Origin of the sequence: Enhygromyxa salina, assembly GCF_002994635.1 — a bacterium.
GTDB classification, from domain to species: Bacteria; Myxococcota_A; Polyangia; order Nannocystales; family Nannocystaceae; genus Plesiocystis; species Plesiocystis salina_B.
On sequence record NZ_PVNL01000042.1, the window covers coordinates 191,597 to 215,329 of the forward strand.

Here is a 23,733-nt window from a genome sequence, read left to right on the forward strand (position 1 = left end):
ACGCCAACCATCTTGCCCGAGGCAATCGTCGTATTACAAGCTCGTTTCTCGCTGGCTGTCGGTCAAAAAATGCGCATAGTTCCACCATTGACCAATGTGGCTACTCGCGAACGCGCGCTCACCCGCCGCGGGTTCGCCAGGCTGCGTCGGGATCGAGACCGAGCGCGCGCAGCTTCGGGAAGATCTCGGTCTCGAGACAGGAATAGAAGATCACCGCATACTGGTGCTCGGTCAGCACCCCGAGGTTGGGCGCCCCGCGCTCGATGATGACCTCGGTCTCGGCGACGTCGGCGATCCGGATCTTGCCGCACACCGAGCGCTCGAACCCGGCGAAATCTGCAGCCAGCTGGGTCTGCAAGCCCGCGCGGGCGGTCTCGCTCATGCAGGGGAGCAGCAGCGCGAGCGCCTCGAACCCAAACGTCGCGTGCAGGTGTTCGTCGCGGAGGATCTGCCGACTCACGGCCTCGGCGGTCGGCTCGGTCGTGACCACGACGAGCGCCTCGAGCATCGGCCTGGACAGGGTCTCGCCCAGGCAGCACGCGGTCAGGATCGCGCCCGCCGCCCAGGCCAGGCGCGGCTCGGGATCCAGGCGCTCGCGGGGGCTCGGCGGATCGCTCCAGGGCGGGCGCGGCTGCGGCCAGCGAAACAGCTTCGGCTCGAGCGTGCGCCCCTCCGGCCAGATCACCGCGGCCAGCCGCGCGCACAGCTCGGCGTGGCGGACCTCGTCGGTGATCATCCGCGCGAGCACGCCGAGCAGCTCGAGCTCGACGCAGGCGCTCGCGAGGACCTGGGTGAGCTGGCCAAACTGCTGAACCGAGCCGTGCTCGTTGCGGGCCCGCCCGGCCCACTGCAAGGCCGCCGCGCGGCGCTGCTCGAGCGACCAGGGCGTAGGATCGAATTGCTCGAAGGCCGGCCAGGGATCTCGGTGGACCTGCTTGCGGTGCGCCCCGCCCAGCCGCTCACCAGCGGGCGCCAACATCTGCTCAATCGCTCGCGGGACCGCAAGCTCGGCGTCGGGCGCTTGGTCCGACATCGCGACTCACTGTGGTGCCTGCGCTGTTGTCGGTACCGTGTTGACCTTCGGGGAGTCGGGCCTCGGCTCCGGATCCGGCTCCGGGCCCTCGTTGACGTAGACCGGCTCGACTGCCTCGGGATCCGGCTCTGGCCCCTCGTTGGGCCGCGCGACCGGATCCGGCGGCGGGAGCGGATTGACGACCGGCTCCTCGGGCTTGGGCTTGGGCTGCTGCGCCTCCGGGTCTGGCCCGGGGTTGGAGGTCCGCTCGTCACACCCCCCGGCCCCGAGCGCGAGCGAAGCCGTCAGCAAGCTAGAACCGACGGCGAAAGACAGTCGACGAGGCGGCGTGCTCATGCACCCATCATCGCAGCGGCGCGACGCCAACCGCAAGTGTCAGGCGTCGGGCACCGTGTTCACGTGCGGGCCGTCCGGCTCCTCGTCCTCGACCTCTTCGTCTGCGTCTGCATCCACGTCCACATCCACATCGTCGGGCTCGTCGGGCTCGGGCGCCGGTCCCTCGTTGACGTGCACGTCCTCGGGCGGGTGCGCGACGTTGACGCTGTTCCCCTTCTCGCAGCCGAGCGTCCCGGAGGCCAGCGACGCCGTCAGCAGGGTGGTTCCAACGGCAAAGCTCAGACGACGCGGTGGCGGGCTCATGCTTGGATCATCCAACCACGACCCGCCGCCACGCAAGCGCTAAAGCTGTGGGCTCGCGGCCCCTACTCGCGACCGGCCATGTACACGGCCAGGTCCACGCAGCGGTTGGCGTAGCCCCACTCGTTGTCGTACCAGCTGAGGATCTTGATCGTGCGCGCGCCGATCGACATGGTGCTGAGGCTGTCGACGATCGACGAGTGCGGGTCGCCCACGATGTCGGCCGAGACCAGCTGATCGTCGCTCACGGTCAAGAACCCAGCCATCGGCCCGGCCGCGGCGGCCCGCAGCGCGGCGTGGACCGCCTCGATCGTCACGTCCTTGGCCAGGTTCGCCACGATGTCGGTGACCGAGCCATCGGGCACGGGCACCCGCAGCGCGATGCCGTCCATCTTGCCCGCGAGGCTGGGGATCACCTCGGCGGTGGCCACGGCCGCGCCCGTGGAGCTCGGGACGATCGAGACCGCGGCCGCGCGACCACGCCGATAGTCCTTGTCGGCCGGCTGATCGAGGAGCGCCTGGCTGACCGTGTAGGCGTGGACGGTGGTGATCAGGATCGACTCGACCCCGAAGCTGTCCTCGAGCACCTTGGCGACCGGCGCCAGGCAGTTGGTCGTGCACGACGCGTTGGACACGACCTGGTGCTTGGCCGGGTCGTAGCTGTCGTGGTTGACGCCCATCACGATCGTCAGATCTGGGCCCTTGGCCGGGGCCGAGATCACCACCCGCTTGGCCCCACCCGCGAGGTGGCCCGCCGCCGCCTCGCGCTTGGTCAGCACGCCGGTCGCCTCGATCACGATGTCGGCCCCCCACTTGCCCCACGGGACCTCGGCGGGGTTGCGGGTCTGGCTGAATGGCACCCGCTGATCGCCAACGATCAGCGCTCCATCCTCGGCGCGCACGCGCTTGCCGAACCGGCGGTGGACCGAGTCGTACTCGAGCAGGTAGCCAAGGTTGTGAGGGTCGGCGAGATCGTTGATGCCCACCACCTCGATGTCGTCGCGCTCCGATGCGATGCGGAACACGGAGCGGCCGATGCGTCCAAACCCGTTGATGCCGATGCGAGTCGTCATGTGGCCGGATTGTACGCCCACGCGCGAGCGCAACCCACACCCTCGCGCCATTCGCGGGCTCACGAGCTTCGCAGGGTGGCCCAGAGGTAGCCCAGCCCACCTACCCGCTGCCGCGCGCACGGGTTACCGTTCGCGAGATGCAGCATTTGGGTCTGCGCGATGTATTTCGGGTCCCCGGCCCCGACGCCAAGGTCGAGGGCTGGCACGTCTCGCCGCTGATCGATCTCTCCGCTTACTCGCTCAGCTGGGTGTGGGTGCTGGTTCCGCTGTTGCTGCTCGGGCCGGCGCGTGCCGACTACTTGTTCTGGTATCTGCTCACGATCGGGCTCACGGATCTGCACCGCCACTTTGGGCTGCCCTACGTGTACCTGGACAGCCAGGTGCGCGGCCGCTATCCGGCCCGGTTCTGGCTGTTTCCCGCGGTGCTGCTGCTGGCGTGGGCGGCGAGCCCGTACCTGGCCCACAGCAAGCTGGTGCTCAGCCCCGTGGGGGCGTGCGCGCTGGCGGGGCTGCTGGTGTTGCTCGTGCAGATCTTGCGGCGTGACGGGGGCGAGGCCGGGGTCCCGACCAGCGAGCTCACGACGGTGCTCGGCGGGGCGCTGAGCGCTGCGCTGTTGCTCGACGTCTGCACCCGCAGCTTGCGGCTCGAGTTCGACGGCGCGTGGTGGTGGTTTGGCGCCGCGCTGTTTACCTCGACGTGGTTCGACTCGCAGCGGATCCGTCGGGCCGCCGCAGACACGCCAGCCGCCGTCCCACCCAAGGAACAGGCGATCGCCAGCCTCGGCGGACCACGGTTCGCCGCTTCCATGTTGATCGTGGCGCTGATGGGGCTCGCGCTGGTGATCCGGCCCTACCTCGAGCGCCATCAAGTCGAGCCAGGGGTGCCGGTCGAGCAGCTGGTCGCGGTGCTCGGCGTGATCGCGGCGCTGTGGAATTTCTGGCACGTCTACATGCAAAAGTACGGGATCATGCGCCTGTACAACGCCAAGGCCCGGGCCCTCGCCGGCGGCGGCGAGGTCCCGGGCTGGAATGATCGCGCGCTGGTGCTGTGCTGGCTGCCGCTGTACTTCGCCTACCTCGGCCCGCTGTACCGTGAGATCGCCGTCGACTACTTCGACGACGCGGCCACCGTCCTGCCGGGTTTCATCGACCTGCTCGAGCAGATCATGCCGGTCAGCTTGCCCGTGACGATCGCCTTCGTGGTCATCGTGCACGCGCTGTGGCTGCGCGCAGAGTTTAGGGTCAACCGACTGCGCAGCGCCCCGCGGCTGCTGATGGCGATCGGCACCACCGGCCTCGCCGTGTGCTTCTTCGTGTTCGATCCGGTCAAGGTGTACCTCGCGTTCGCCTTCTCTCACGCCGTGGAGTACTGCGTGTTCGTGTGGGCCTACCAGCGCAAGCGCTACCAGAGCCCGCTCGCGCACGAGCCCGTGCTCGGCCGATTGCTGCGACGCCCGCTGTGGTTTTACCTGGGCATGATCTTGGCGTTCGGCGTGGCGCTGTTGCTGCTCAAGTATTGGGGCCGCTGGATCATGCCCGGAGCCGAGCGCCCCGAACTGTTTGGCTACCGAGCCGCCTACTGGTTGGGGTTTTGGGGCGTGTATCAGTCGCTCGTTCACTTTTACTTCGACGGATTTCTATGGAAAATGCGGCTGCCATCCGTACGCGCGAACATTTGAGCGTCAGTCGGGGACTGTCGGTCGTTCTGGTGGACAGTTCAGGACCGTCGGACGGTCGCTGTTCGCCGTCGATCCAGTCGACATCGGGCGAGAACGAGCCGACATCGAGCCGCACACTTGGCACCCGCTTTGCTCTGTCTGGCTGGCGATGGACTTCAAGCCAACTGCCCGAGCCGACTTTGCCTTCGCCCCCCGCAACGAGCACCCCATGAGCGATGAGGCCACCGTCCCGCGACCCACGACGACCGAGCAGCGCGCGGACGTCGTCCCTACCCTCACGATCATCGCCCATCCCAACCCCGAGCGCGTGCCCAGCCAGCTGCGCATCAACGGCACCTTGCAGCTCTCGCGCAGCTCGCCAGCGTTCACGCAGCTGTCCGACGGCCACCCACGCCCGCTCGGCGATCGCTACCTGAGCCGCAGCCCCGTCATCGTCAAGCCCGAGGGCGACGCGATCTGGGTGCTGCCTGGCGAGCGCCGGATCGAGGTCATCGCCGACGGCCAGCTGCTCACCGAGCCGGTCCGCTACGACGCCGCCGACATCGAGCGCGGCGTGATCCTGGTCCTGCATGGTCGCGTCGCGCTGTTGCTGCACTACGGCCCCAGCAAGTCGCTGCCCGGAATCGACACGTTCGGGCTCGAGGGCTGCAGCGAGGCGATCGAACAGGTCCGCGATGACATCCGCATCGTCGGCGACCTCGACGTCCCCGTGTTGATCCGCGGCGAGTCGGGCACGGGCAAAGAGCTGATCGCGCGGGCCATCCACCGCGAGAGCGACCGCGCGGATCGGCGCTACGAGGCCCTCAACATGGCCACGCTCTCGGCTCCGCTCGCGGCCTCGGAGCTGTTTGGGCACGTGCGCGGCGCGTTCACTGGCGCCGACCGGCATCACACTGGCTGCTTCGTGCGCTGCCACGAGGGCACGCTGTTCCTCGACGAGATCGGCGAGACCCCGATCGACACCCAGGCCCAGCTGCTGCGCGTGCTCGAGACCCACGACGTGCGCCCGGTCGGCGGCTCCTCGGCCCAGACCGTCGACGTTCGCGTGATCGCGGCGACCGACGCCAACCTCGAGGGCGCGGTCGACCAAGACGGGTTCCGCGAGGCCCTGCTCCAGCGACTGGCCGGGTTCCGCATCACCGTCCCGCCGCTGCGGGCCCGCCGCGTCGACATCGGTCCGCTGCTCTATCACTTCGCGCGCGCCGAGCTCGAGTCGATCGGCATGACCAAGCTGCTCGAGCCGACGCCCGAGGACCAACCATGGATCTCGGCCGCGACCGTGGCGCGGCTGACCAGCTACCACTGGCCCGGCAACGTCCGAGAGCTTCGCAACGTCGTCCGCCAGCTGGTCATCGTGGGCCGCTACCAGACCGAGATGTCGCTCGGCAGCGACCTCGACGCGCTGTTGCGGCCGCGCGCCGAGCCGCTGCTCGAGGCTGGCGTCCCCAGCCCCGACATCTACGAGACCCTCGAGTCACCCCGCCCGTCCGCGGGCGCGCGGCACAACTACCGCCCGCCCAGCGAGGTCTCCGAGGCCCAGCTGCTCGAGGTCCTGCGCGCCAACGACTATCGGCTGGCGCCGACGGCGAAGGCCCTCAACCTGTCGCGGACCTCCCTCTACGCGCTCGTCGAGCACTCCTCGCAGATCCGCAAGGCGGCTGACATTGGCGCCGAGGAAATCACCGCAGCGGTGACCGCCGCGGGCGGCAAGCTGACCGTCGCCGCGACCGCCCTCGAGGTCTCCGCCCACGCGCTGAAGCTGCGCATGCGCGCTTTGGGTCTGGTCAGCTGAGCTGAGCGCCTGCGATCGAGTCTCCGTGGTCGAGTTTCCTCGAGCGAGTTTCCTTGATCATGGGGCCCGGCGCCCGCCATCATGGGCGAGACCCGCGAGCGCCGATGCCCACCGTTCACTTCACCGCCAACCTGCAGCGCCACGTCGCCAGCCCCACGATCGTCGTGGAGGGTGCGACCGTCGGCGAGGTCTTGGCGGCCGTGTTCGAGCAAAACCCGCGGCTGCGTGGCTACGTCGTCGACGAGCAGGGCGCGGTCCGCAAACACATGAACGTGTTCATCGACGGCGTTCAGCTGCGCGATCGTGCTGGCACGAGCGACGCGGTCACACCCGAGTCCGAGATCTACGTGATCCAGGCCCTGTCCGGAGGTTGAGTTCGTGAGCGACACGCTGCTGGTATCCACACGCAAGGGTTTGTTCGAAGTTCGTCGGCACGGGTCCGGCTGGTCGGTCGATCGCGCCTCGTTCCTCGGCGACAACGTGACGCTGGCGCTCGCCGACGTGCGCGACGGCAGCTGGTACGCCGCGCTCGACCACGGTCACTTCGGCGCCAAGCTGCACCGCTCCGAGGACGACGGCGCCAGCTGGGTCGAGATCGGCACGCCCGAGTACCCGCCCAAGCCCGACGACGAAGACGACGTCGGCGCCGACGGCCGCAGCATCCCGTGGGCCCTCAAGCTGATCTGGTCGCTCGCGCCCGGCGGCGCCGATCGCCCGGGCGAGCTGTGGGCCGGCACCATCCCCGGCGGCCTGTTTCGGTCGCGCGACCACGGCGAGACCTGGGAGCTGATCGAGTCGCTGTGGCGCCACCCCGATCGCAAGCGCTGGTTCGGCGGCGGCGCAGACTTTCCCGGCATCCACTCCGTCCTCGTCGATCCCCGCGACTCCTCGCGCATGCTGGTCGCCGTCAGCTGCGGCGGCGTGTGGGAGACCACCGACGACGGCCAGACCTGGACCGTCCGCGCCGACGGCATGCGGGCCAACTTCATGCCCCCCGAGCAAGCCGGCGACCCCGTCATCCAGGATCCGCACCGCATGGTCGCGTGCCCGGCCAACTTCGATCAGCTGTGGGTCCAGCACCACTGCGGCATCTGGCGCAGCCGCGACGGCGCCCGCAGCTGGGTCGAGGTCGAAGAGGCCGGCCCCTCGACCTTCGGCTTCGCCGTCGCCGTGCACCCCAAAGACGGCGACACCGCCTACTTCGTCCCCGGCATCAGCGACCAGCTGCGCGTCCCCGAAGACGGCCGCGTGGTCGTGACCCGCACCCACGACGGCGGCCGCAGCTTCGACGTCCTGCGCAAGGGCCTGCCCCAGGAGCACGCCTACGACATCGTGTTTCGCCACGCCCTCGACATCGATCAGACCGGCCAACGCCTCGCGCTTGGCTCGACCACGGGCAATCTCTGGATCACCGAAGACGCCGGCGACAACTTCGAGCAGATCCGCGGCCACCTCCCGCCGATCTACGCCGTCCACTTCGTCCCCCTCAGCCCCAGCTAAACCGGGGATAAAAAGCGAGAAAAGCGAAGCGTTCCCCCAGCTGGACCCCGACCTCGAGCCCGAGCGAAGCGAGGGTGGCGACCCGCGCGGAGGCGCAGCCGAGCACGGGTCGCGTCGGGTTCGCCTGGGGGTAAAATAGTTCGCCTGGGGGTAAAAAAGAGCGAAGCGTTCCCCCAGGTGGACCCGACCTCGAGCCCGAGCGAAGCGAGGGTGGCGACCCGCGCGGAGGCGCAGCCGAGCACGGGTCGCGTCGGGTTCGCCTGGGGGTAAAATAGTTCGCCTGGGGGTAAAAAAGAGCGAAGCGTTCCCCCAGGTGGACCCGACCTCGAGCCCGAGCGAAGCGAGGGTGGCGACCCGCGCGGAGGCGCAGCCGAGCACGGGTCGCGTCGGGTTCGCCTGGGGGTAAAACAGTTCGCCTGGGGGTAAAACAGTTCGCCTGGGGGTAAAACAGTTCGCCTGGGGGTTAAGTAGCAACGGGATCCGTCGCACTTGGCGAGCGGATCCCGTAGCAGTCGAGAAGAGTCGCGGCCAACCTCGAGCCCGCGGAGCGGACAGGATCTGCGCGACGAAGAAGAGGGCTTATTCGGCCTTCTTCTCCTCCTCCTTCTCCTCGCACTTCATCATGCCTTCCATGTTGGTCGCAGCCATGACGCACTTGATCTGCTTGTTGTAAGCGTCGGCGCCCTTCTTCTCTTTTTCCTTGTCGAGATCGGCCACGCACTTCTCGGTGTACTTCTTGACTTCCTCGTCCGTGGGGGCCTTGGCGCCTTCGGCGTCACCCATCTCTTTTTTCATGATGTCCATGACGTGGTTGCACACGTCCTCGTTGGACGGGGTGCAGGCGGCGAGGAAGGGAGTGAGGGCGGCGAGCGCCAGGAACTTGTGGAACGTCTTCATGGTGGGAACCTGTCGGGTTGGATCGGTAGGAGTTCGCGTTCCGGGATCTGACGATCCGTCGAGCCCGAGCACTCTCCTTGGAGCGGCGAGGGTCCCCAGCAAACGCTCCGCTTGCAAGCGAATTCTGCGGAGAATGATCACTTTCCGCGCGCGCCGTGCCGTTGAATGCCCCAGTGGTGGTGCCTGAAACCGCACCAATCGCCGCAAGATCGGGTTCTGCGCGGTCTGGCACGGTATCGGCAGGTCGGGGCCGCCGGGGCCACTGAGGGCCCCTACATTTACAAATTTGCGTCGCGCGGAGGGGGGCGGCTGCGCCGTCACACGCGGGAAAGCGGAGCCAGCGCCCGATGAATTCGGCCGCCGAAGCGATCTCTTCGGGACCCCCCTCACCCAGCCGCGCGCAGACCCATGGCGTCCATGGGCGGGGTCCCAAACAGGTCCGCCCACGCGTCGCGGATCCATGCTCCGGTGTCTCGCCAAGCTCGGGACCCCAGCGGCGGCCCGAGCCGCAGCGACTCCGGCCACGCTCGACTCGCGTCGAGCTCCACGGCCACGCGCGTCCACCCGCGACCGTGGGTGATCGGCACCGAGCCCGGCTCACCCCCCAGCGCCCAGTGCAGCTCGCCCACGGTCAGCAACGCCTCGCGCGGGTGAGCGCCGGATCGTGGCGGCGACCAGGCTGCGTCGATCACATGTTGGGCCACGCCGAGCAGCAACCGCGCCCCGAGCTCCACCTCGGCTCGAGGGACGGCGACCAGCTCGAGGTCAGGCAACCCAAAGTGGGCCATGCCGACCGTGCTGAGCCATCGCTGGCCCAGCCGCCCGCGCGAGCTCGGGACACACAAGTGGTTGACCGCGTGCACCCGCCCATCTGCTGGCGCCCGCACCCGCGCGCGTACACCAAACATGGCGACGCTGCGGCGGGGATCGACGACGGCACCCCCGAACAGCTCCGCGAGCGCGTGGGCGACCGACAGCGCGGCCCACAGACCCGGCCGCCGCGGGCCTCGGCGATCCAGACAGCGGACCGCGATCACCCGCTCGCGACCCGGGCGTGGCTCGACGCTCGGCTCGAACGCGGCGTCTTGGGTCCACTCGACGCTGCCGTCCTCGACCAGCTCCGCCACGGTCAGCTGCAGCCAGCCGCTGAGCTCGCGCATGATCCAACATCGGACCGACTGCTCGACCCGCTCGCGCGGGGGTACCTCGATCTGCGCAGGGATCCGTACGAAGAACGTTGGCAGCGGGCGCACGGCCAGGCGCGGGGGTAGGAACGGCGTGGGCGTGTCGGCGGGGCCTGCTTGCGTTTGTGTGTGCATGTCGCACGCAACTGCATGGGCGGCTCCAGACCCAAAGCTTTGCGATCTTCGGTACTTGGCTTGAATGCTGGAGATCGCAGTGGCCCGCCCACGGGCCACTGGCCCGGAACCGGGCCGGCCCAGCCTCGGGCCACGACCCTCCCAGCTGGCGAGCAGGACTAGCTGACCAACTCAGGCGTTGGTCCCGTGCCACCGATCCGGCGGATCTCCTCCGTGAACCGCTCGCGCGATTCTGTGGCGCCGGTGTTGTACACGTCGGCGACCATCCGAAGTTGGTCTTCTAAAACTTCGGCCGATCGCGCTTCACCCGGGCCCGGAAGCACGTACGCGACGCGCCTGTGCTCGCGCCCGACCGATGCATCCCAGGCAGCCTCGTAGGCGCTGAATTTCTGAAAGATCGAGGCCACACGATCGGACGCTCCACCGCCAGAGAGAGTGACCGGCTCCATGAGCAGGATCGTGTCTTCGCCGACGACGAAGTGGGTCACCGTTCCAACCTTCGGAGGCAGTCGTTGCAACTCCGTTGCGCTCGACGGGCGGAACCGCTTGCGAACGTAGCCAGACACCCCCCAGTTGGTAAGGTGGTTCCACGCCAGCGTGGGGAGTCGTTTCTCGACGGGTGGCGCTGGGTCGTTCGGTTCTTGTTTGACGCTTGGCAACGCGGTGGACCGCACCCACATCGCAGGGTCAACGAGGCCAGCCGGCAAGTGTTCGCGGGGTCCGAGTTCGAAGTGCGGACCGAGGCTGGACGGAAGCACGGGCTCCTTCACCGACGCCAACTCCGCCACCCCGAACCGAAGCAACTCGCTTGCGCCGACCCCGCCCACGCACCGGTGGTCTAGCATGAGATCAGCCGTGACCGTCTCGATGGTGTCGCCAAGGGACAGCAGGGCAGCAACCGGCACACGCCAGTCAAGCGCGAGACGAGGCCGGAAGTACACCGTGCGGAATGATGCGGTCATCGGCATGCCTCGAGCGCCTTCAAGTACTGAGGTAGTATCGAGCCGAGCTCGCTGCAACGATAGCGTAACACCATCAGCAGTTCGTTCTCTAGGTCAGGGCATGCGGCGGCATCACACGCTTCGTGAGCGTCCGCAGCCAAGCACTCTGTGGGCAACGCTTGGGCTCGATGCGCCGCTGCCGTCGCGGCGCGAACCACGGCGTCACCGAGTGGTGCTGGCCGGAAGTGCGACGCTCGCGGGTCGGGGACCAGGTCTCGATCGTCGAGCAGACCTACAGGGCTGCCGATGTGGGCGTTGGCAAAGTCGATGTACCAGGGCCGACGGGTGCCCTCTCCGCGGTGTTCCAGGAGCACGTTGCCGTCGTGACGGTCCTCGTTGAGGACCAGCGCATCGAGAGCGTACATGGTCCCCATTGATTCTGGACCGTCCTCGATGCTCTCGAACAGCGATGGTTGCCAGTGCGACGGAGCGTGGATCAGGTGGCTCAACCACGAGGGCGATCCGCTGCTGTCTCTTGACACTCCGCCGGAGGGCACAGGCAAGTCCAGCCGGTTAGCGAGCAGAAACGACACCGCTTCGGCCAGGACCTGGTTCACGCCCATCAGTTCCTTGTGGACCCACTCCGTGCCGTCGTCGCCAACCGCAACTCGAGCATCCGAAGAGTTGGGCACGCTGATCGCCTGGCGTGGGTGCAGCGTCCCAACGCGGGCGATGCTACGCGGGATGAGATCCATGGAGCGACGTCAGAGTCTCACACCCTGGCTCGCAACCGAATCTGAACGCACGCGCACTCTCAATGCACGAGACAGGGCCACGCGTCAGCGCGCCATGACTCCGAAGCGGACCAGCGCCGCCCGCAGGCCATCGCGCAAGGTCGCGTGGGTCTCGACCCCGCCAAGGTCAATCCCCAGCTGGACCAGCGTCTGGGCAATCTCAGGCCCGACACCCACGATCTCGGTCTTGACCCCCAGCAGCCGCGCGGCCGCGACCGCGCTCAGCAGCGTCGACGCGCTCGATTCATCGACGCTCGGGATCCCGGACACATCCAAGAACACGACCCGCGCCGCCGCGCTGGCGATCGCGCTGAGTAATCGCTCGAGCACCAGGTTGGCGCGACGTGGGCTCAGCTCACCCACGAGCGGCACCAGCAAGATGCCCTCCCAGACCGCGATGACCGGCACCTCCATCGAGTCGATGACCTGCTGCTGCGCGTCGATGTGGGCCTGCCGCTTCGCCGCGGTCTGCTCGAGCGCGTGGATCTCGTCGATCCGCCGCCGCAGCGAGGTGATGTCCGAGATGATCCCGACGAGCCCGACGATCGCCCCGGTCTGATCGCGCACGGGATACTTGCGGGTCCAGAGCGTGTGCACCACGCCGCGGTCGTCGGTCAGGCTCTCCTCGTTCTCGTTGGTCTCGCCCGACCTGAACAGCTGATCGTCTAGCGCCCAGAACACCTCGACCTGGTCCGGCGGGAAGATGTCGGGGTCACCCCTGCCGATGAGGTCCGCCCGATCGCGTCCGAGCAGCGTGCAGAACGCGTCGTTGAGCGCGATCCAGCGGTGCTGCCGATCTTTGACAAAGATCGGATCGTTCATGTTGTCCAGCACCAGCTGGAGGAACTCGGAGGACGGTGTCAATTCATTCGCTGACATACGCGGACTCGATGGCCGGAAACCCGGCAGTCATACCCTACTCGGCTGCGTATGCACCGACACCGAACGCCAACCACATTATTGCCGTTAGCTTGCGGTGGGAACGCAAACTCGCAAAACATCGTCAACCTCAGCGCGACGCTCGCCATATTCAAGCTCCCATTGGGATCGGATTCTGGCATCCTGCGGGCATGCGTACGAATCACCTTTTCTTGCTCTGTGTTGGCGCCGCCGCCGTGGTGCCCGCCGTATCAGCTTGCACTGCTGACGACGGTGACGGCATGGTCACCAGCGTTGATGACACATCTCCGGAGACCAGCACTGGCGACGGCGACGGCGACGGCGACGGCGACGGCGACGGCGACGGTGACCCCGGCGACGGCGACGGCGACCCCGGTGACGGTGACGGTGACGGTGACGGCGACGGCGACGGCGACGGCGACGGCGACGGCGACGGCGACGGCGACCCGGGCCCCTACTGCGGCGACGGAGTGGTCGATCCCGGCGAGGAGTGCGACGTCGGCAACGAGACCATGTTCTGCGACAGCGACTGCACCTACGCAGTGTGCGGCGACGGCTACCACAACATGCTCTCGGAGGAGTGCGACGACGGCAACAACGCCAACGACGACGGCTGCGTCGGCGCGTGCCTGCTCAACGAGTGCGGTGACGGAGTCTTGTGGGTCGGCCAAGAAGACTGCGACGACGGCAACATGGTCGACGTCGACGAGTGCAAGAACGATTGCACGGCGGCGATCTGCGGCGACGGGGTGATCTGGGAGGACAACGAGACCTGCGACGACCAGAACCTGGTCGACTCCGACGAGTGCACCAACGCGTGTCAGATCGCGTCCTGCGGCGACGGTGTATTGTGGGCTGGCGTGGAGATCTGCGATGACGGTAACCTCGACGACGGCGATCAGTGCCCGGGTAGCTGCGAGCCAGCCTTTTGTGGTGATGGCTACATTCTCGATGATGTCGAGGAGTGCGACGACGGCAACAACATCGACGACGACTTCTGCTCCAACACCTGCGAGTCGGATCTGTGGTGGGTAGCGGGCCCGCAGACCAACGTACCCGTGAACATGCTCGGCGGCTGGACGCAATGCTGGAGCGGGACCTACAACGCCAACGCCCCGGGGCTGACCAATACGATCCTTGGTCAGCAGTGCACGGGCTCCAAGCTGCTCGAGGCCTGCCGGCCGGTGGGGGCCAACACCTTCACGGTCCTGGCCATGGGCGACCGGGCCGACGTGCTGTTTGACGTGGGCAACCAAAACGCTGGCAAGCACGAGGCCAACGGCGTGGCCTGGTACTACAGCAACAGCTACTCGATGGGCTTCGCCCGGGCCGGCGACACGGTCGCGCGCAATTCATGCGACACCGCCAACGTCAACCCGCAAGATCGGCTGTGCTGGCACACGGGCGGCGACGCGGTCACGGGCGGCTATCGCTGCGGCAGCACCACCGGGCTCAACGGCAACGCGCAGTGGGAGCGCTTGATCTTCCACGCCAACTGATCGCGACCAAGTGCAAGGCCCGCGCAGCCGATCGCTGCACGGGCTGACATGCTCGACGCGACGCACGAGCTCGCTAGGCTCAGCTTGTGCGTTCGTGGTCGTCGTTGCTGCTGATCGGCGCGCTCGTGACGGTCTCGGCGGCGGCCGACGGGCGGCGCGAGCTCATGGTCGACTCGCCCCCCAGCTTGGAGCCACAGGGGCTCGCGCCGGCCAGACAGCCGAAGGCTTCCCCACCGCCGGTCGAGAAGTCGACGTGGTTCGACATCACTGAACCTCCCGACGTTCGCCCGCGCCCGCTCACGCAGCTCGGTAGCGAGCCGCTGCCGCGCTGGATACACCACCAGAGCCTGCCGCGCGACACGATCGAGATCGTAGCGATCCGCTATGGCGTCTCGGCCCGCGACCTTCGCCGCTGGAACGGCATGTCGCCGAGAGGCCGCCTGCACCCGAGCCGACCGGGGCCCCTCCGGGTCCGAGCCAGACGCCTGCCGCCGCCGCGTGAGCAGCTGATCCACATAGCAGCCAAGGGCGACACCTGGGACTCGCTGGGCCGCCGTCATGCCGTGTTCGATCGCCACCTTCAGGCCTGGAACAAGGACGAGATCGGCTGGACGCTCGAGCCTGGCGAGCGCGTGAGCGTGTGGGTCGAGCCGATGGTCCGAGACGCCGCCCGCGACGAAGGTCCTGCTGCCGGCCGCGCCGCCCTGATCCCGCCGCGCGCCCACAGCATCGGCACCCCGCAATCTGGGCGTTTGATCGCTGGCGTGCAGGTCCCCCCGGGCGAGGGCTACGAGCGACGCTACCCCAACTCGAGCTGGGGCACGACCTTCGCGGTTCGCCACCTGGTCGTGACCCTCGATGAATTCCACCGGACCAGCGGCTACCTGGGCACGCTGATGCTGGGCTCGATGAGCTTTCGCCGCGGCGGCAAGATCGGGCCGCACATCTCCCACCAGTCGGGGCGGGACATCGACATTCGCCTGCCGATCCGCGCTGGCGTTCGCGCGTCGCAACCCGTGAAGCCCGAGAGCGTGGACTGGGCCGCGGCCTGGGAGTTGATCGCAGCATTTGCCCGATCCGGGGCGGTGAAGGTCATTTTCTTGGACTATGCCGCTCAGCGCGAACTGCTGGGCGAAGCCAGACGCCTCGGCGTCAGTGAGACCCGCCTCGCCGAGCTGTTTCAGTTCCCAGGAGGCCGACACGCGAATCGCGGCCTCGTCCGCCACTCCCCCGGGCACGAAGGCCACATTCACGTGCGCTACGCCTGCGGTCCGTTCGAGCCCGTATGCGGCGACTGACCGCCTGTGCCCAAGGCTAGTGCGCTTCGGACCAGTTCTTGCCGACGCCGACGTCGGCGACCAGCGGGACCTTCAGCGGATAGACCTGCTCCATCTGCGTGCGCGCGATCGCAACCACGCGCTCGACCTCCGCCTCGGGCGCCTCGAACACCAGCTCGTCGTGGATCTGCAGCAGCATCTTGGTCTGCAGCTTCGCGGCCTTCAGCTCGGCGTCGATCCGCAGCATCGCGAGCTTACAGATATCAGCGGCGGAGCCCTGGATCGGGGTATTCGCCGAGATCCGCTCGCCATATTGCTTGTCTTGCCAATTGTTGCTCGACAGCTCGGGAATGTAGCGACGCCGACCGAGGACGGTCTCCACATACCCATCAATGTGGGCCTGGGCGATCGTCGCGTCGAGCCACGTTCGCACGCCCGAATAATACTCGAAGTACCCGTTGATATACGCCTCGGCCTGCTTGCGCGGGACCCCCAGGATCTGGCCGAGCGCGGTCGCGCCCTGGCCGTAGATCGTCGCAAAATTGACCAGCTTGCCGACCCCGCGCTGCTTGGGCGTGACCTGATCCGACGGGATCTCGAACAGCTGCCCGGCCGTGCGCGCGTGCACGTCGAGACCCCGGGTGAACGAGTCGACCAGGCGCTCGTCGCCCGTGAAGTGCGCGAGCAGGCGCAGCTCGATCTGGCTCCAATCGGCCGAGATCAGCCTGTAGCCGGGCGCCGACACAAAGGTCTGGCGAATGCGGCGACCCTCGGGCGTCTTGACGGGTGTGCGCTGCAGGTCGGGCTCGGTGGTGATCAGTCGCCCGCTGACGCCCACGGTCTGCTGAAAGGTCGTGTGGATCCGTCCGGTCGCGGGGTTGACCGCGTTCTGGAGCACCTCGGTGTAAGTGTTGATCAGCTTGGCGAGCTTGCGGTGCTCGAGCAGGTGCTCGGCGATCTCGTGACCGGGTAGATTCGTCTTGGCGGCGAGCCGCTCGAGCACCTCGGCCTTGGTCGAATAGCCGGACTTGGTCCGCTTGATGACCGGCAGCTTCATCTCGTCGAACAACACCTCGCCGAGCTGCTTGGGCGAGGCAATGTTGAACTCGCGGCCGGCCAGCTCGTAGATCTTTTGCTCGTGGGTTGCGAGGCGCTCGGCAAATTCGGCGCCCATGCTGGCGAGGTCGTCGCTGTCGACCGCGATGCCGTCGAGCTCCATCTGGCCCAGCACCCACGACAGCGGCAGCTCGACGGTCTCGAGGTACTCGCGGTGGCCCTCCGCGTCGAGCCGCTCGCGCATGCTGGGGAACGCGGCCGCGATCACCTCGACCTGCTGGCAGCTCCACTCGCACAGCTCGTCGGGCGTGAGCTCGGTGAACAGCTTGACGCTCTTGCCGGCCCCGAGCACGCGCTTGGCCGGCGGGATCGTGCGCTGCAGGTACTCTTTGGCGATCTGGCTGAGCTCGTGCGGGATCAGCTTGAACGGGTCGATCAAGAACGACTCGAGCATCGTGTCGCCGACCGCCCCCCGCAGCGTGATGCCCACGCGCCGCAGCGCGACCCACAATGACTTGCACGAGTGGCTGATCTTGTAGCGCTCCGGCTCCTCGAACCACGATTTGAGCTTGGCGAGGGCTGGCTCGCCGAGGCCCTGGGCGCATCCGGTCGGGACGAAACGCGCGCTTTGGGGGACGAACGAGAACGCGAAGCCAGCGAGGTCGCCGCGGACCGGCGAGGGGTGATCGTAGACCGGGAACACCGCCACGGCGCCCTCGCCCTTGGGCGGGAAGCTGGCCAGCATGGCGTCGAGCTGGGCGAGCGTGGTGATCGCGGTGAAGTCGGCGCTGGCGTCGGCGGCCTGATCTTTGGCGGCCTCTTTCTCGGACAGCAGCGAGTAGAATTCGAGCCGCTTGTAGAGCTCGTTGAGCGCGGCGGGCTCGACCGGCACGAGCGTGAGATCGTCGAGCCCGAGCTCGAGCGGGACGTTGGTGTCGATCGTCGCGAGCTCGCGCGAGAGCACCGCTTGCTCGCGGTGATCTTCGAAGCGCTCCTTTTGCTTGCCCTTGAGATCCTCGATGTGGGCGAGGATCCCGTTGAGATCGCCGTACTTGTCGAGCAGCTTGGCCGCCGTCTTCGCGCCAACGCCCGGGATCCCCGGGATGTTGTCGACCTTGTCGCCGGTCATCGCGAGCAGATCGACGAACTTGTCGGGGAGCACGCCCCACTTCTTGCGGACCAGCTCGGGATCGAAGGTGATGTCGCGCAGGGTGTCGACCATGCGCACGCTGTCGGAGATCAGCTGGGCGAAGTCCTTGTCGCCGGAGATGATGTAGACCTCCATGCCGGCCTCGGTCGCCTGGCGCGTGAGCGTGCCGATCACATCGTCGGCCTCGTAGCCGGGCGCGCGCAGGCGCGGGAACTGGTGGGCCTCGACGAGCTTGTCGACCCACTCGAGCTGCTCACGCAGCTCCGGGTCCATGCGTGGGCGCTGGGCCTTGTACTCGGGGTACTTTTTCTCGCGGAAGGTCTGGCCCGGGGCGTCGAATACGACCGCGCCGCGCTCGGGCTGGCGGCCCGAGAGGATCTTGCGGAACATCGTGGCGAACCCGTAGATCGCGTTGGTGTGGAGCCCGTCCGCGGTCGTGAAGTTGCTCGGGATCGCGTAGTAGGCCCGGTAGATCAGGGCGCTGGCGTCAATGAGGATCAGGCGCTCGGGAGTGGCCACCGGGCCAGGGTAACGCCGCGGCGAAGGCCGGTCGAGCCCCGACCGGTCGCGTCGTCAAGCCTCGCGCCGACGCAGCCGCCGCCAGCCCAGCCACACGCCACCGAGGAACAGCACGCCACCAAACCCGATCCCGAGCACCTGCACCCACGCTGCGCTCAGCAGGATCTTGTCGAGCAGATCCTCGTGCGCGTCGTGTTCCGTCGGCTGCATGTCGAGGGCCGTCGACACATGCGAGAGCACCGACACGGCCAGGCTCTGCTCGGGGATCTCCTGATGGCAGCCCACACACACATTGTTGCGATCCATCCGCGCCCGCATGTCGTCGGGCAGCGGCCCCGATCCGGCGAAGTGATGCCCGACCGTCTGCAGCTGATTGCCCTCACGATCCACGATCGCCGACCAGTCCGTGAGACCGTCAATTCCGGCGATCTGCGGCTTCGCGTTGCGCGAGATCACCCGGCCGTCCGCGGTCGTCAGATCCACGACCTTGTCGCCCTCCCACGGCGCGGTCATCCGTCCGCCGCCGATCCCATAGCCGAGCGCCTTGTCCGATCCATGGCATGACTCGCAGCTGCGCGACTTGCCGACCGTGTGCGGCTGCACCGGGCTCATGTCGATCCCCAGCTGGCCCTGCTCGCCGCCGCCCTCGGTGTTGGGCGGGGTGCGAAACAGCTGGTTGAGCGCGAGCACCTCGCCGTCAGGCCCGATCACGGTCGCGCTGGTCTGGCAGCCGGGGATCAGCGGCGTGACCCGACCCTCGCCGTTGATCCCCAGCGGCGGGTCCTCCCAGCGCATGTACGAGCGCATCTCGGTGACCTTGCCCGGTAGCTTCAGATCGTCCCAGCCGTGCTCGTCGGGCTTGACCCGCCCGGCAGCGGTGAGCTTGTGGCGATTGCCGGCCGCGACCCAGTCGTAGCTGGCGACCGAGTCGCGATAGTCGACCTCCACGTGGCAGCCGTAGCACTGCGGCGCCCAGCTCGAGTGACACGCGTAGCACTCCATCGTGTCCAGGTGATCGCTGTGGACCATGGCGACCTGCGCCTCGGTCGACAGCCCGCCGCGCCTCGACTTGGCCGCCAGCGGATCGAGCACCAGCGTCTTGCCGCCAGCGGTGTGCACCAACACGGCGTCACCGCGGCGCACGACCTCGGGCATGGGGTTGCCCCGCGCCGTCAGGATCCAGCCATCTTCGGGCTCGGCCGCCGCCCCAGCGCGCAGGTGCTCGGGCAGCAGCGTCGCGACCCCGCGCCCCTGATCCCCGAGTGTCCCCAGATCCGCGCGAGCGTTCTCGTCGCCCCAGCCCAGCGGCAGCTCCCACGGCATCGCCGACGGGGTCCCGTGGCAATCCGTACACTCGATCTCGATGGGCCCGAGGTTGGCCGCGGCCAAGAACCCGTCGCCATGCACGTCACCGCTGGTGTGGCAGTCCTGGCAGAGCATCCCCTTTTGATAGTGGATATCCTGCTGCATCGCGATGTAGTGCTTGGTGTGCAGCCCCGGCTGCTCGATCGCACCGCCGCCGCCCTCTGTATAGGGCGAGGCCCAAGCCGACTCCATCAAGCCCTGATAGCTGACACCGATCCGCTTGCCGCGGTTGTGACAGGTGGTGCAGGTCTCGACCGGCACGCCCGTGTACGCCTGCCCGTTTGCGTGCACCCAGCTGTCGCGCGTGGCCTGGATCGAGTGAACCAGGGGCCGGCCAGGCTTGTCGCGGGGGATCATCGCGTCGCCCCCCTCGTACAGGCCCTCGTTGCCATAAGGCAGGTGACACGCGCCGCAGCCCATCCCACGATAGTCGCCGCGTTTCTCCCGGCCCTTCACGCCCAGGTGGCAGCGCTGACACTCGCTGCGGATATACGTGTACGCGGCCTGGCCCGGGTCCGTACGCAGCTCCTCCCAGTCCTCTTCGTTGACGCCCGGGACGGGCGCCGCGGGCAGCTGCTCGTGGCTATCCACGAACACGTTCGGATGCGCCTCGGTCTTGGACTGCATGTACGCGCGGTAGGCATCGGTGCCCAGCCGCGCGTGCGGATCTTCGGGGTTTTGTGCGTCGTAGTTGGCCCAGCGATGCTCGTAGTCCTTGGGGATCCCGAATGACCAGGTCGTGCCCTGGATCTTGCCGGCCTCGGTCATCATCAGGCTGTTCCACTGGGCGGTCACCAGCTCGGCATGGCACTGCCCGCAGCTGCGCTCGTTGACCCACGGCGAGGCCGGATCCGCGAAGAATTGATCGGGCCCGCCAGCCGCGGCCAGCTTGGGGTTGTTGCCGTGGTGGGCCAGATTCGGCGAGGTCGCGCTGGCGTCACCGCCATGACAGACCGTGCAGCCGTCTCGATCACCAAACTCGCGCCCGCGCGCGAGGATCTTCTGCATCATGCCCGTGTCGGGCTGACGGATCGGCTCAATGCCACTGTGGCAACCATTTGCGGTGCACCCGGTCCGCGACCACAGCTTGGCCAGATCCGGCGCGGGTGGGGCCACTGGCGGCGGGTAGTCGCGCTGGACTTGCTCGACGACAACCGCGGGATCGGGCGGATCAGGGCGGCACGCGCCGACCAGCGCGAGCGCGACAAACACGAGCGCGACCCAAACTCCACGCGCTGGGCGGCTGGCCACGTTGGCGACGAGCTCCGGCGCGGGGCTCAGGCGGGACCGGCCAGTGCTGGCTCGCCCCCGGCCTGCTCACCCTCGAGGAAGCCAGGCCGGATCAACGGAAGCGGCGTGCGCTGGGCCGTGAGCACTTCGTACCCGTCTTTGGTGACCAGCACCGTGTGCTCGAACTGAGCGGTGGGCGAGCCGTCGTGGGTGACGACCGTCCAGCCGTCGTCGAGCTGGACCACCCGCGGGTGGCCGATCGTGATCATGGGCTCGATCGTGAAGGTCATGCCCGCGCGCAACCGGACCCCGCGACCTGCCGTGCCGTTGTGAGGCACGTGCGGGGCCATGTGCATCTTGCGACCGATCCCGTGACCACCGAATTCTTCGACGACGCCGCAGCCCTCTTTGCTGGCGATCTCCATGATCGCGGCGCCGACGTCCCCAAGCCGCGCGCCGTGACGCACGACCGAGATCCCCGCGTTGAGGCAGCGGAAGCACACGTCGGTCACCTTGCGAGCGTCGTCGCTGACCTCACCGATCTGGAAGGTCGCCGAGGTGTCGCCGTGATAGCCGTCGATGTTGGAGGTCACGTCGACGTTGACGATGTCGCCGGCCACCAACACGTGCTCGGGGTTGGGGATCCCGTGACAGATGATCTCGTTGCGACTGGTGCACACTGCCGCTGGAAACCCCTTGTAGCCAAGCTGACTGGGGAGGGCGCCGCGCCGCGCCGTGTCCTCGCGCACCCAATTGTCGATGTCTTTGGTGGTCACCCCAGCGCGGAGCTTGCTCGCGACGTAAGCCAGGGTGCCCGCCGCGATCTCGCCAGCGACCCGCATTTTAGCGATCTCGTCGGCGCCATGGATGACGATGGCCATGTCCGCTAACTAGCCGAGGTCCCGCACACCGTCAACCAACACTCGGCGGCGAATTCGACATTTTACCTGTTTGAACGCCGTTCTGGGCCACTTTCAAGCGGTCAATTGCAGTCGGCGAACTGCCCAGGCTCTCTGTGGGGGGGCAGGATAGTTTGCTAAATGGTTTGCAAGGCACATGAGCTACATCAAGTTTTCGCCCGTGACGCGCGCGCAGTGGGAGGCCAAGGCCAACGATGAGCTAAAGGGCCGGCCGCTCGCCAGCCTGACCCGCACGACGGCCGACGGTATCGAGGTGCCGCCGCTCTACCTGCGTGACGACGACGCCCGGGCGCCCCGGCAGCTGCCCGCCAGCGCGTGGATGAGCGTGCAGGAGTACCGTCACGTCGATCCCAGGGCGGCCAACGCCGCCGCGCGCCGCGACCTCGAGCTCGGCGCGGGCGGGGCCTGGTTCACCCTCGACAGCGAGCTGCGGGCCGGTCGGGAGCCGGGCGCGCAGCCCGACGGGCTGGTGTGTGACGCCTTCGAGCAGCTCGACGTGCTGCTCGACGGCATCGACCCTGCGGCCACCCCGGTGTTCTTCGACGCCGGGCTGCTCGCCCCGATCTGGGCCGACGCGCTCGAGGAGTGGCTCGACGCCCACAGCGACGACGCCGGCCAGGCCATGACGGTCGAGCTCGGTCGCGGGCCCAGCTGCGGCGGTGTGATCTACGACCCGATCAGCGCGCTGATCCACACGGGCAGCCTCGAGCAGAACTTCGAGGGCGCGCTCACTCGTCTGAGCGACGCTATTTTGGGCATGCGCACCGGACTGCTCGGGGTCTCGACCTGTGGCTACCACGCCGGCGGGGCCAGCGACGCCGAGGAGCTCGCGCTCGCGCTCGCCACCTGCGCCGAGCTGCTGCGCCGCGGCGCCGGGCTCGGGCTCGAGATCGCGGACCTCGCCAGCGCGATGCTGTGGACCTTGCCGATCGCCGGCCGCCCGTTCGAGGCGATCGCCAAGCTCCGCGCGGCCCGAGTGCTGTGGGCCAAGTTCACGAAGGCCGCCGGTCACGAGCACGCCGAGCTGTGGATCCACGCGACGAGCTCGGCGCGAACATGGACCCGGCACGGCTCGTGGGTGAACCTCTTGCGCGGGACGGTGGGGAGCTTCGCGGCCGCGACCGGCGGCGCCAACTCGATCGCGACCGCGGCGTTCGACGATCTGGTCGACAATTCGGGCGGCCCCACGCGCGACGACGTGAACGAGGTCGAGCGGCTCGGGCACGGCAGCGAGCTCGGCCGGCGGCACGCGCTCAACACCCAGCTGATCCTGCGCGAGGAGGCCCACCTCGGTCGGGTGATCGATCCCGCGGCTGGCAGCTGGTACGTCGAGTCGCTCACCGACGGGCTCGCGCGGGCGGCCTGGACCCGGTTTCGTCAGCTCGAGCGCAGCGGTGGCCTGGTCGCCAACCTGTGCTCGGGGGCGATCCAGCGCAGCATCGCCGCGTCGGCCGAGCGCCTGCGGGTTCAGGTCGCCACGCGCCGCCAGGGCGTGACCGGCGTGAGCACCTACCCTGCCCTGGACGAGCCGCCCGCGTCGCCGCGACCCAGCCATACGTTCGCAGCCGGGAGCGAAAGCCGGCCGCACGCGAGCCCCGATCAGGCCCGGCTCAGCCCGGTCCTGGATCCGGCCGAGATCGCCCCGGTGCCGCGCCTGCGCCTCGCCGCGCCGTTCGAGCGACTGCGAGACGCCAGCGCGGCCTGGGCGAGCAAGCACGGGGCCCCGCCGCGGATCTACTCGTGCAACCTGGGTTCGATCGCGGGCTTTCAAGCGCGGGCCGACTTCGCGGCCAACAGCTTCCTCGCTGGCGGGATCGAGATTGTTGCGAGCGAGGGCTTCGCCACCGACGACCCCGAGCGCTTGCACGACAGCGTGCGCGCGGGTCTGCAAGCGAGCGGCTGCTCGCTCGCGCTGATCTGCGGGCAGGACCGAGACTACGCGCAGCTCGTCGCGCCGCTGCTGGTCAGCCTGCGCGCGGCCGGGGCCGGGGCTGTGTGGGTCGCCGGCCGCCCACCCCGGGATCACGACTGGGGCCTCGATCCCGAGCTGCCGCCCCGCTACCTGTTCGCGGGCGGCGACCTGCTCGAAGAGCTCGAGTACGCGCTGCGCGAGCTCGGCGTGATCTCGACCGGCGACCAGGAGCGTGCCTGAC

At 68.1% G+C, this 23,733-nt stretch carries 19 protein-coding genes; 7 read left to right on the forward strand and 12 right to left on the reverse strand.

The window, feature by feature from the left end; genetic code table 11:
* Positions 1-118 precede the first annotated feature (118 nt).
* From ENSA7_RS10175 to gap, 4 genes are all read right to left on the reverse strand, one after another.
* On the reverse strand, positions 119-1,033 hold the full coding sequence (locus tag ENSA7_RS10175; protein WP_106089029.1) for a hypothetical protein: 915 nt from the start codon (positions 1,031-1,033) through the stop codon (positions 119-121).
* Positions 1,034-1,039: 6 nt separating this feature from the next.
* Entirely contained in the window at positions 1,040-1,369 is a 330-nt protein-coding gene (locus ENSA7_RS10180; RefSeq protein ID WP_146157544.1) for a hypothetical protein, read from the reverse strand.
* A gap of 39 nt (positions 1,370-1,408) precedes the next feature.
* The gene (locus tag ENSA7_RS10185) at positions 1,409-1,672 is read right to left on the reverse strand and encodes a hypothetical protein (protein WP_106089031.1); all 264 of its coding nucleotides are present in this window, start codon (positions 1,670-1,672) and stop codon (positions 1,409-1,411) included.
* A gap of 62 nt (positions 1,673-1,734) precedes the next feature.
* Positions 1,735-2,742, reverse strand: coding sequence for a type I glyceraldehyde-3-phosphate dehydrogenase (gene gap / locus ENSA7_RS10190; RefSeq protein WP_106089032.1), 1,008 nt, complete (start codon positions 2,740-2,742; stop codon positions 1,735-1,737).
* 137 nt (positions 2,743-2,879) lie between these two features.
* On the opposite strand from gap, the gene ENSA7_RS10195 reads away from it, so the two are divergent.
* From ENSA7_RS10195 to ENSA7_RS10210, 4 genes are all read left to right on the forward strand, one after another.
* Complete coding sequence (locus ENSA7_RS10195) at positions 2,880-4,421, forward strand: hypothetical protein (protein ID WP_106089033.1); 1,542 nt, start codon at positions 2,880-2,882, stop codon at positions 4,419-4,421.
* 208 nt (positions 4,422-4,629) lie between these two features.
* Complete coding sequence (locus tag ENSA7_RS10200; RefSeq protein ID WP_181233575.1) at positions 4,630-6,213, forward strand: sigma 54-interacting transcriptional regulator; 1,584 nt, start codon at positions 4,630-4,632, stop codon at positions 6,211-6,213.
* A 104-nt stretch (positions 6,214-6,317) separates the two neighbouring features.
* Positions 6,318-6,587, forward strand: coding sequence for a MoaD/ThiS family protein (locus ENSA7_RS10205; RefSeq protein WP_106089035.1), 270 nt, complete (start codon positions 6,318-6,320; stop codon positions 6,585-6,587).
* 4 nt (positions 6,588-6,591) lie between these two features.
* Positions 6,592-7,713: a WD40/YVTN/BNR-like repeat-containing protein gene (locus tag ENSA7_RS10210; RefSeq protein WP_106089036.1), complete on the forward strand. Its 1,122-nt coding sequence runs from the start codon at positions 6,592-6,594 to the stop codon at positions 7,711-7,713.
* Positions 7,714-8,292: 579 nt separating this feature from the next.
* On the opposite strand, the gene ENSA7_RS10215 is transcribed toward ENSA7_RS10210, so the two are convergent.
* The 5 genes from ENSA7_RS10215 to ENSA7_RS10235 form a co-directional block, all read right to left on the reverse strand.
* Positions 8,293-8,610, reverse strand: coding sequence for a hypothetical protein (locus tag ENSA7_RS10215; RefSeq protein ID WP_106089037.1), 318 nt, complete (start codon positions 8,608-8,610; stop codon positions 8,293-8,295).
* A gap of 386 nt (positions 8,611-8,996) precedes the next feature.
* On the reverse strand, positions 8,997-9,929 hold the full coding sequence (locus ENSA7_RS10220) for a hypothetical protein (RefSeq protein ID WP_146157545.1): 933 nt from the start codon (positions 9,927-9,929) through the stop codon (positions 8,997-8,999).
* 158 nt (positions 9,930-10,087) lie between these two features.
* On the reverse strand, positions 10,088-10,897 hold the full coding sequence (locus ENSA7_RS10225; RefSeq protein WP_106089039.1) for a hypothetical protein: 810 nt from the start codon (positions 10,895-10,897) through the stop codon (positions 10,088-10,090).
* Complete coding sequence (locus tag ENSA7_RS10230; RefSeq protein ID WP_106089040.1) at positions 10,888-11,625, reverse strand: hypothetical protein; 738 nt, start codon at positions 11,623-11,625, stop codon at positions 10,888-10,890. The genes ENSA7_RS10225 and ENSA7_RS10230 overlap by 10 nt, the downstream gene beginning before the upstream one ends.
* A gap of 84 nt (positions 11,626-11,709) precedes the next feature.
* Positions 11,710-12,543 (reverse strand): PAS domain-containing protein, encoded by an 834-nt coding sequence (locus ENSA7_RS10235; RefSeq protein WP_106089041.1) that lies wholly within the window; start codon positions 12,541-12,543, stop codon positions 11,710-11,712.
* 281 nt (positions 12,544-12,824) lie between these two features.
* Here ENSA7_RS10235 and ENSA7_RS10245 point away from each other — a divergent pair, with 281 nt between their 5' ends.
* Positions 12,825-14,063 carry a DUF4215 domain-containing protein gene (locus ENSA7_RS10245; RefSeq protein ID WP_181233577.1) on the forward strand — a complete coding sequence of 413 codons (1,239 nt, stop codon included), beginning with the start codon at positions 12,825-12,827 and terminating at the stop codon, positions 14,061-14,063.
* 86 nt (positions 14,064-14,149) lie between these two features.
* The gene (locus ENSA7_RS10250) at positions 14,150-15,361 is read left to right on the forward strand and encodes a penicillin-insensitive murein endopeptidase (protein WP_106089043.1); all 1,212 of its coding nucleotides are present in this window, start codon (positions 14,150-14,152) and stop codon (positions 15,359-15,361) included.
* Between the two features lie 16 nt (positions 15,362-15,377).
* Here the strand turns inward: ENSA7_RS10250 and polA are convergent, their stop codons facing one another.
* Genes polA through map form a run of 3 tightly spaced genes read right to left on the reverse strand, consistent with a single transcriptional unit; the run spans position 15,378 to position 21,541 of the window.
* On the reverse strand, positions 15,378-18,065 hold the full coding sequence (polA, locus tag ENSA7_RS10255; protein ID WP_106089044.1) for a DNA polymerase I: 2,688 nt from the start codon (positions 18,063-18,065) through the stop codon (positions 15,378-15,380).
* 54 nt (positions 18,066-18,119) lie between these two features.
* Positions 18,120-20,681: a cytochrome C gene (locus ENSA7_RS10260; RefSeq protein ID WP_181233579.1), complete on the reverse strand. Its 2,562-nt coding sequence runs from the start codon at positions 20,679-20,681 to the stop codon at positions 18,120-18,122.
* A 26-nt stretch (positions 20,682-20,707) separates the two neighbouring features.
* On the reverse strand, positions 20,708-21,541 hold the full coding sequence (gene map / locus ENSA7_RS10265) for a type I methionyl aminopeptidase (RefSeq protein ID WP_106089045.1): 834 nt from the start codon (positions 21,539-21,541) through the stop codon (positions 20,708-20,710).
* 175 nt (positions 21,542-21,716) lie between these two features.
* Between map and ENSA7_RS10270 the strand changes: the two genes are divergently transcribed.
* A complete protein-coding gene (locus tag ENSA7_RS10270; RefSeq protein WP_106089046.1) occupies positions 21,717-23,732 on the forward strand; it encodes a methylmalonyl-CoA mutase family protein in 2,016 nt (671 codons plus the stop codon).
* Position 23,733: the final 1 nt, after the last annotated feature.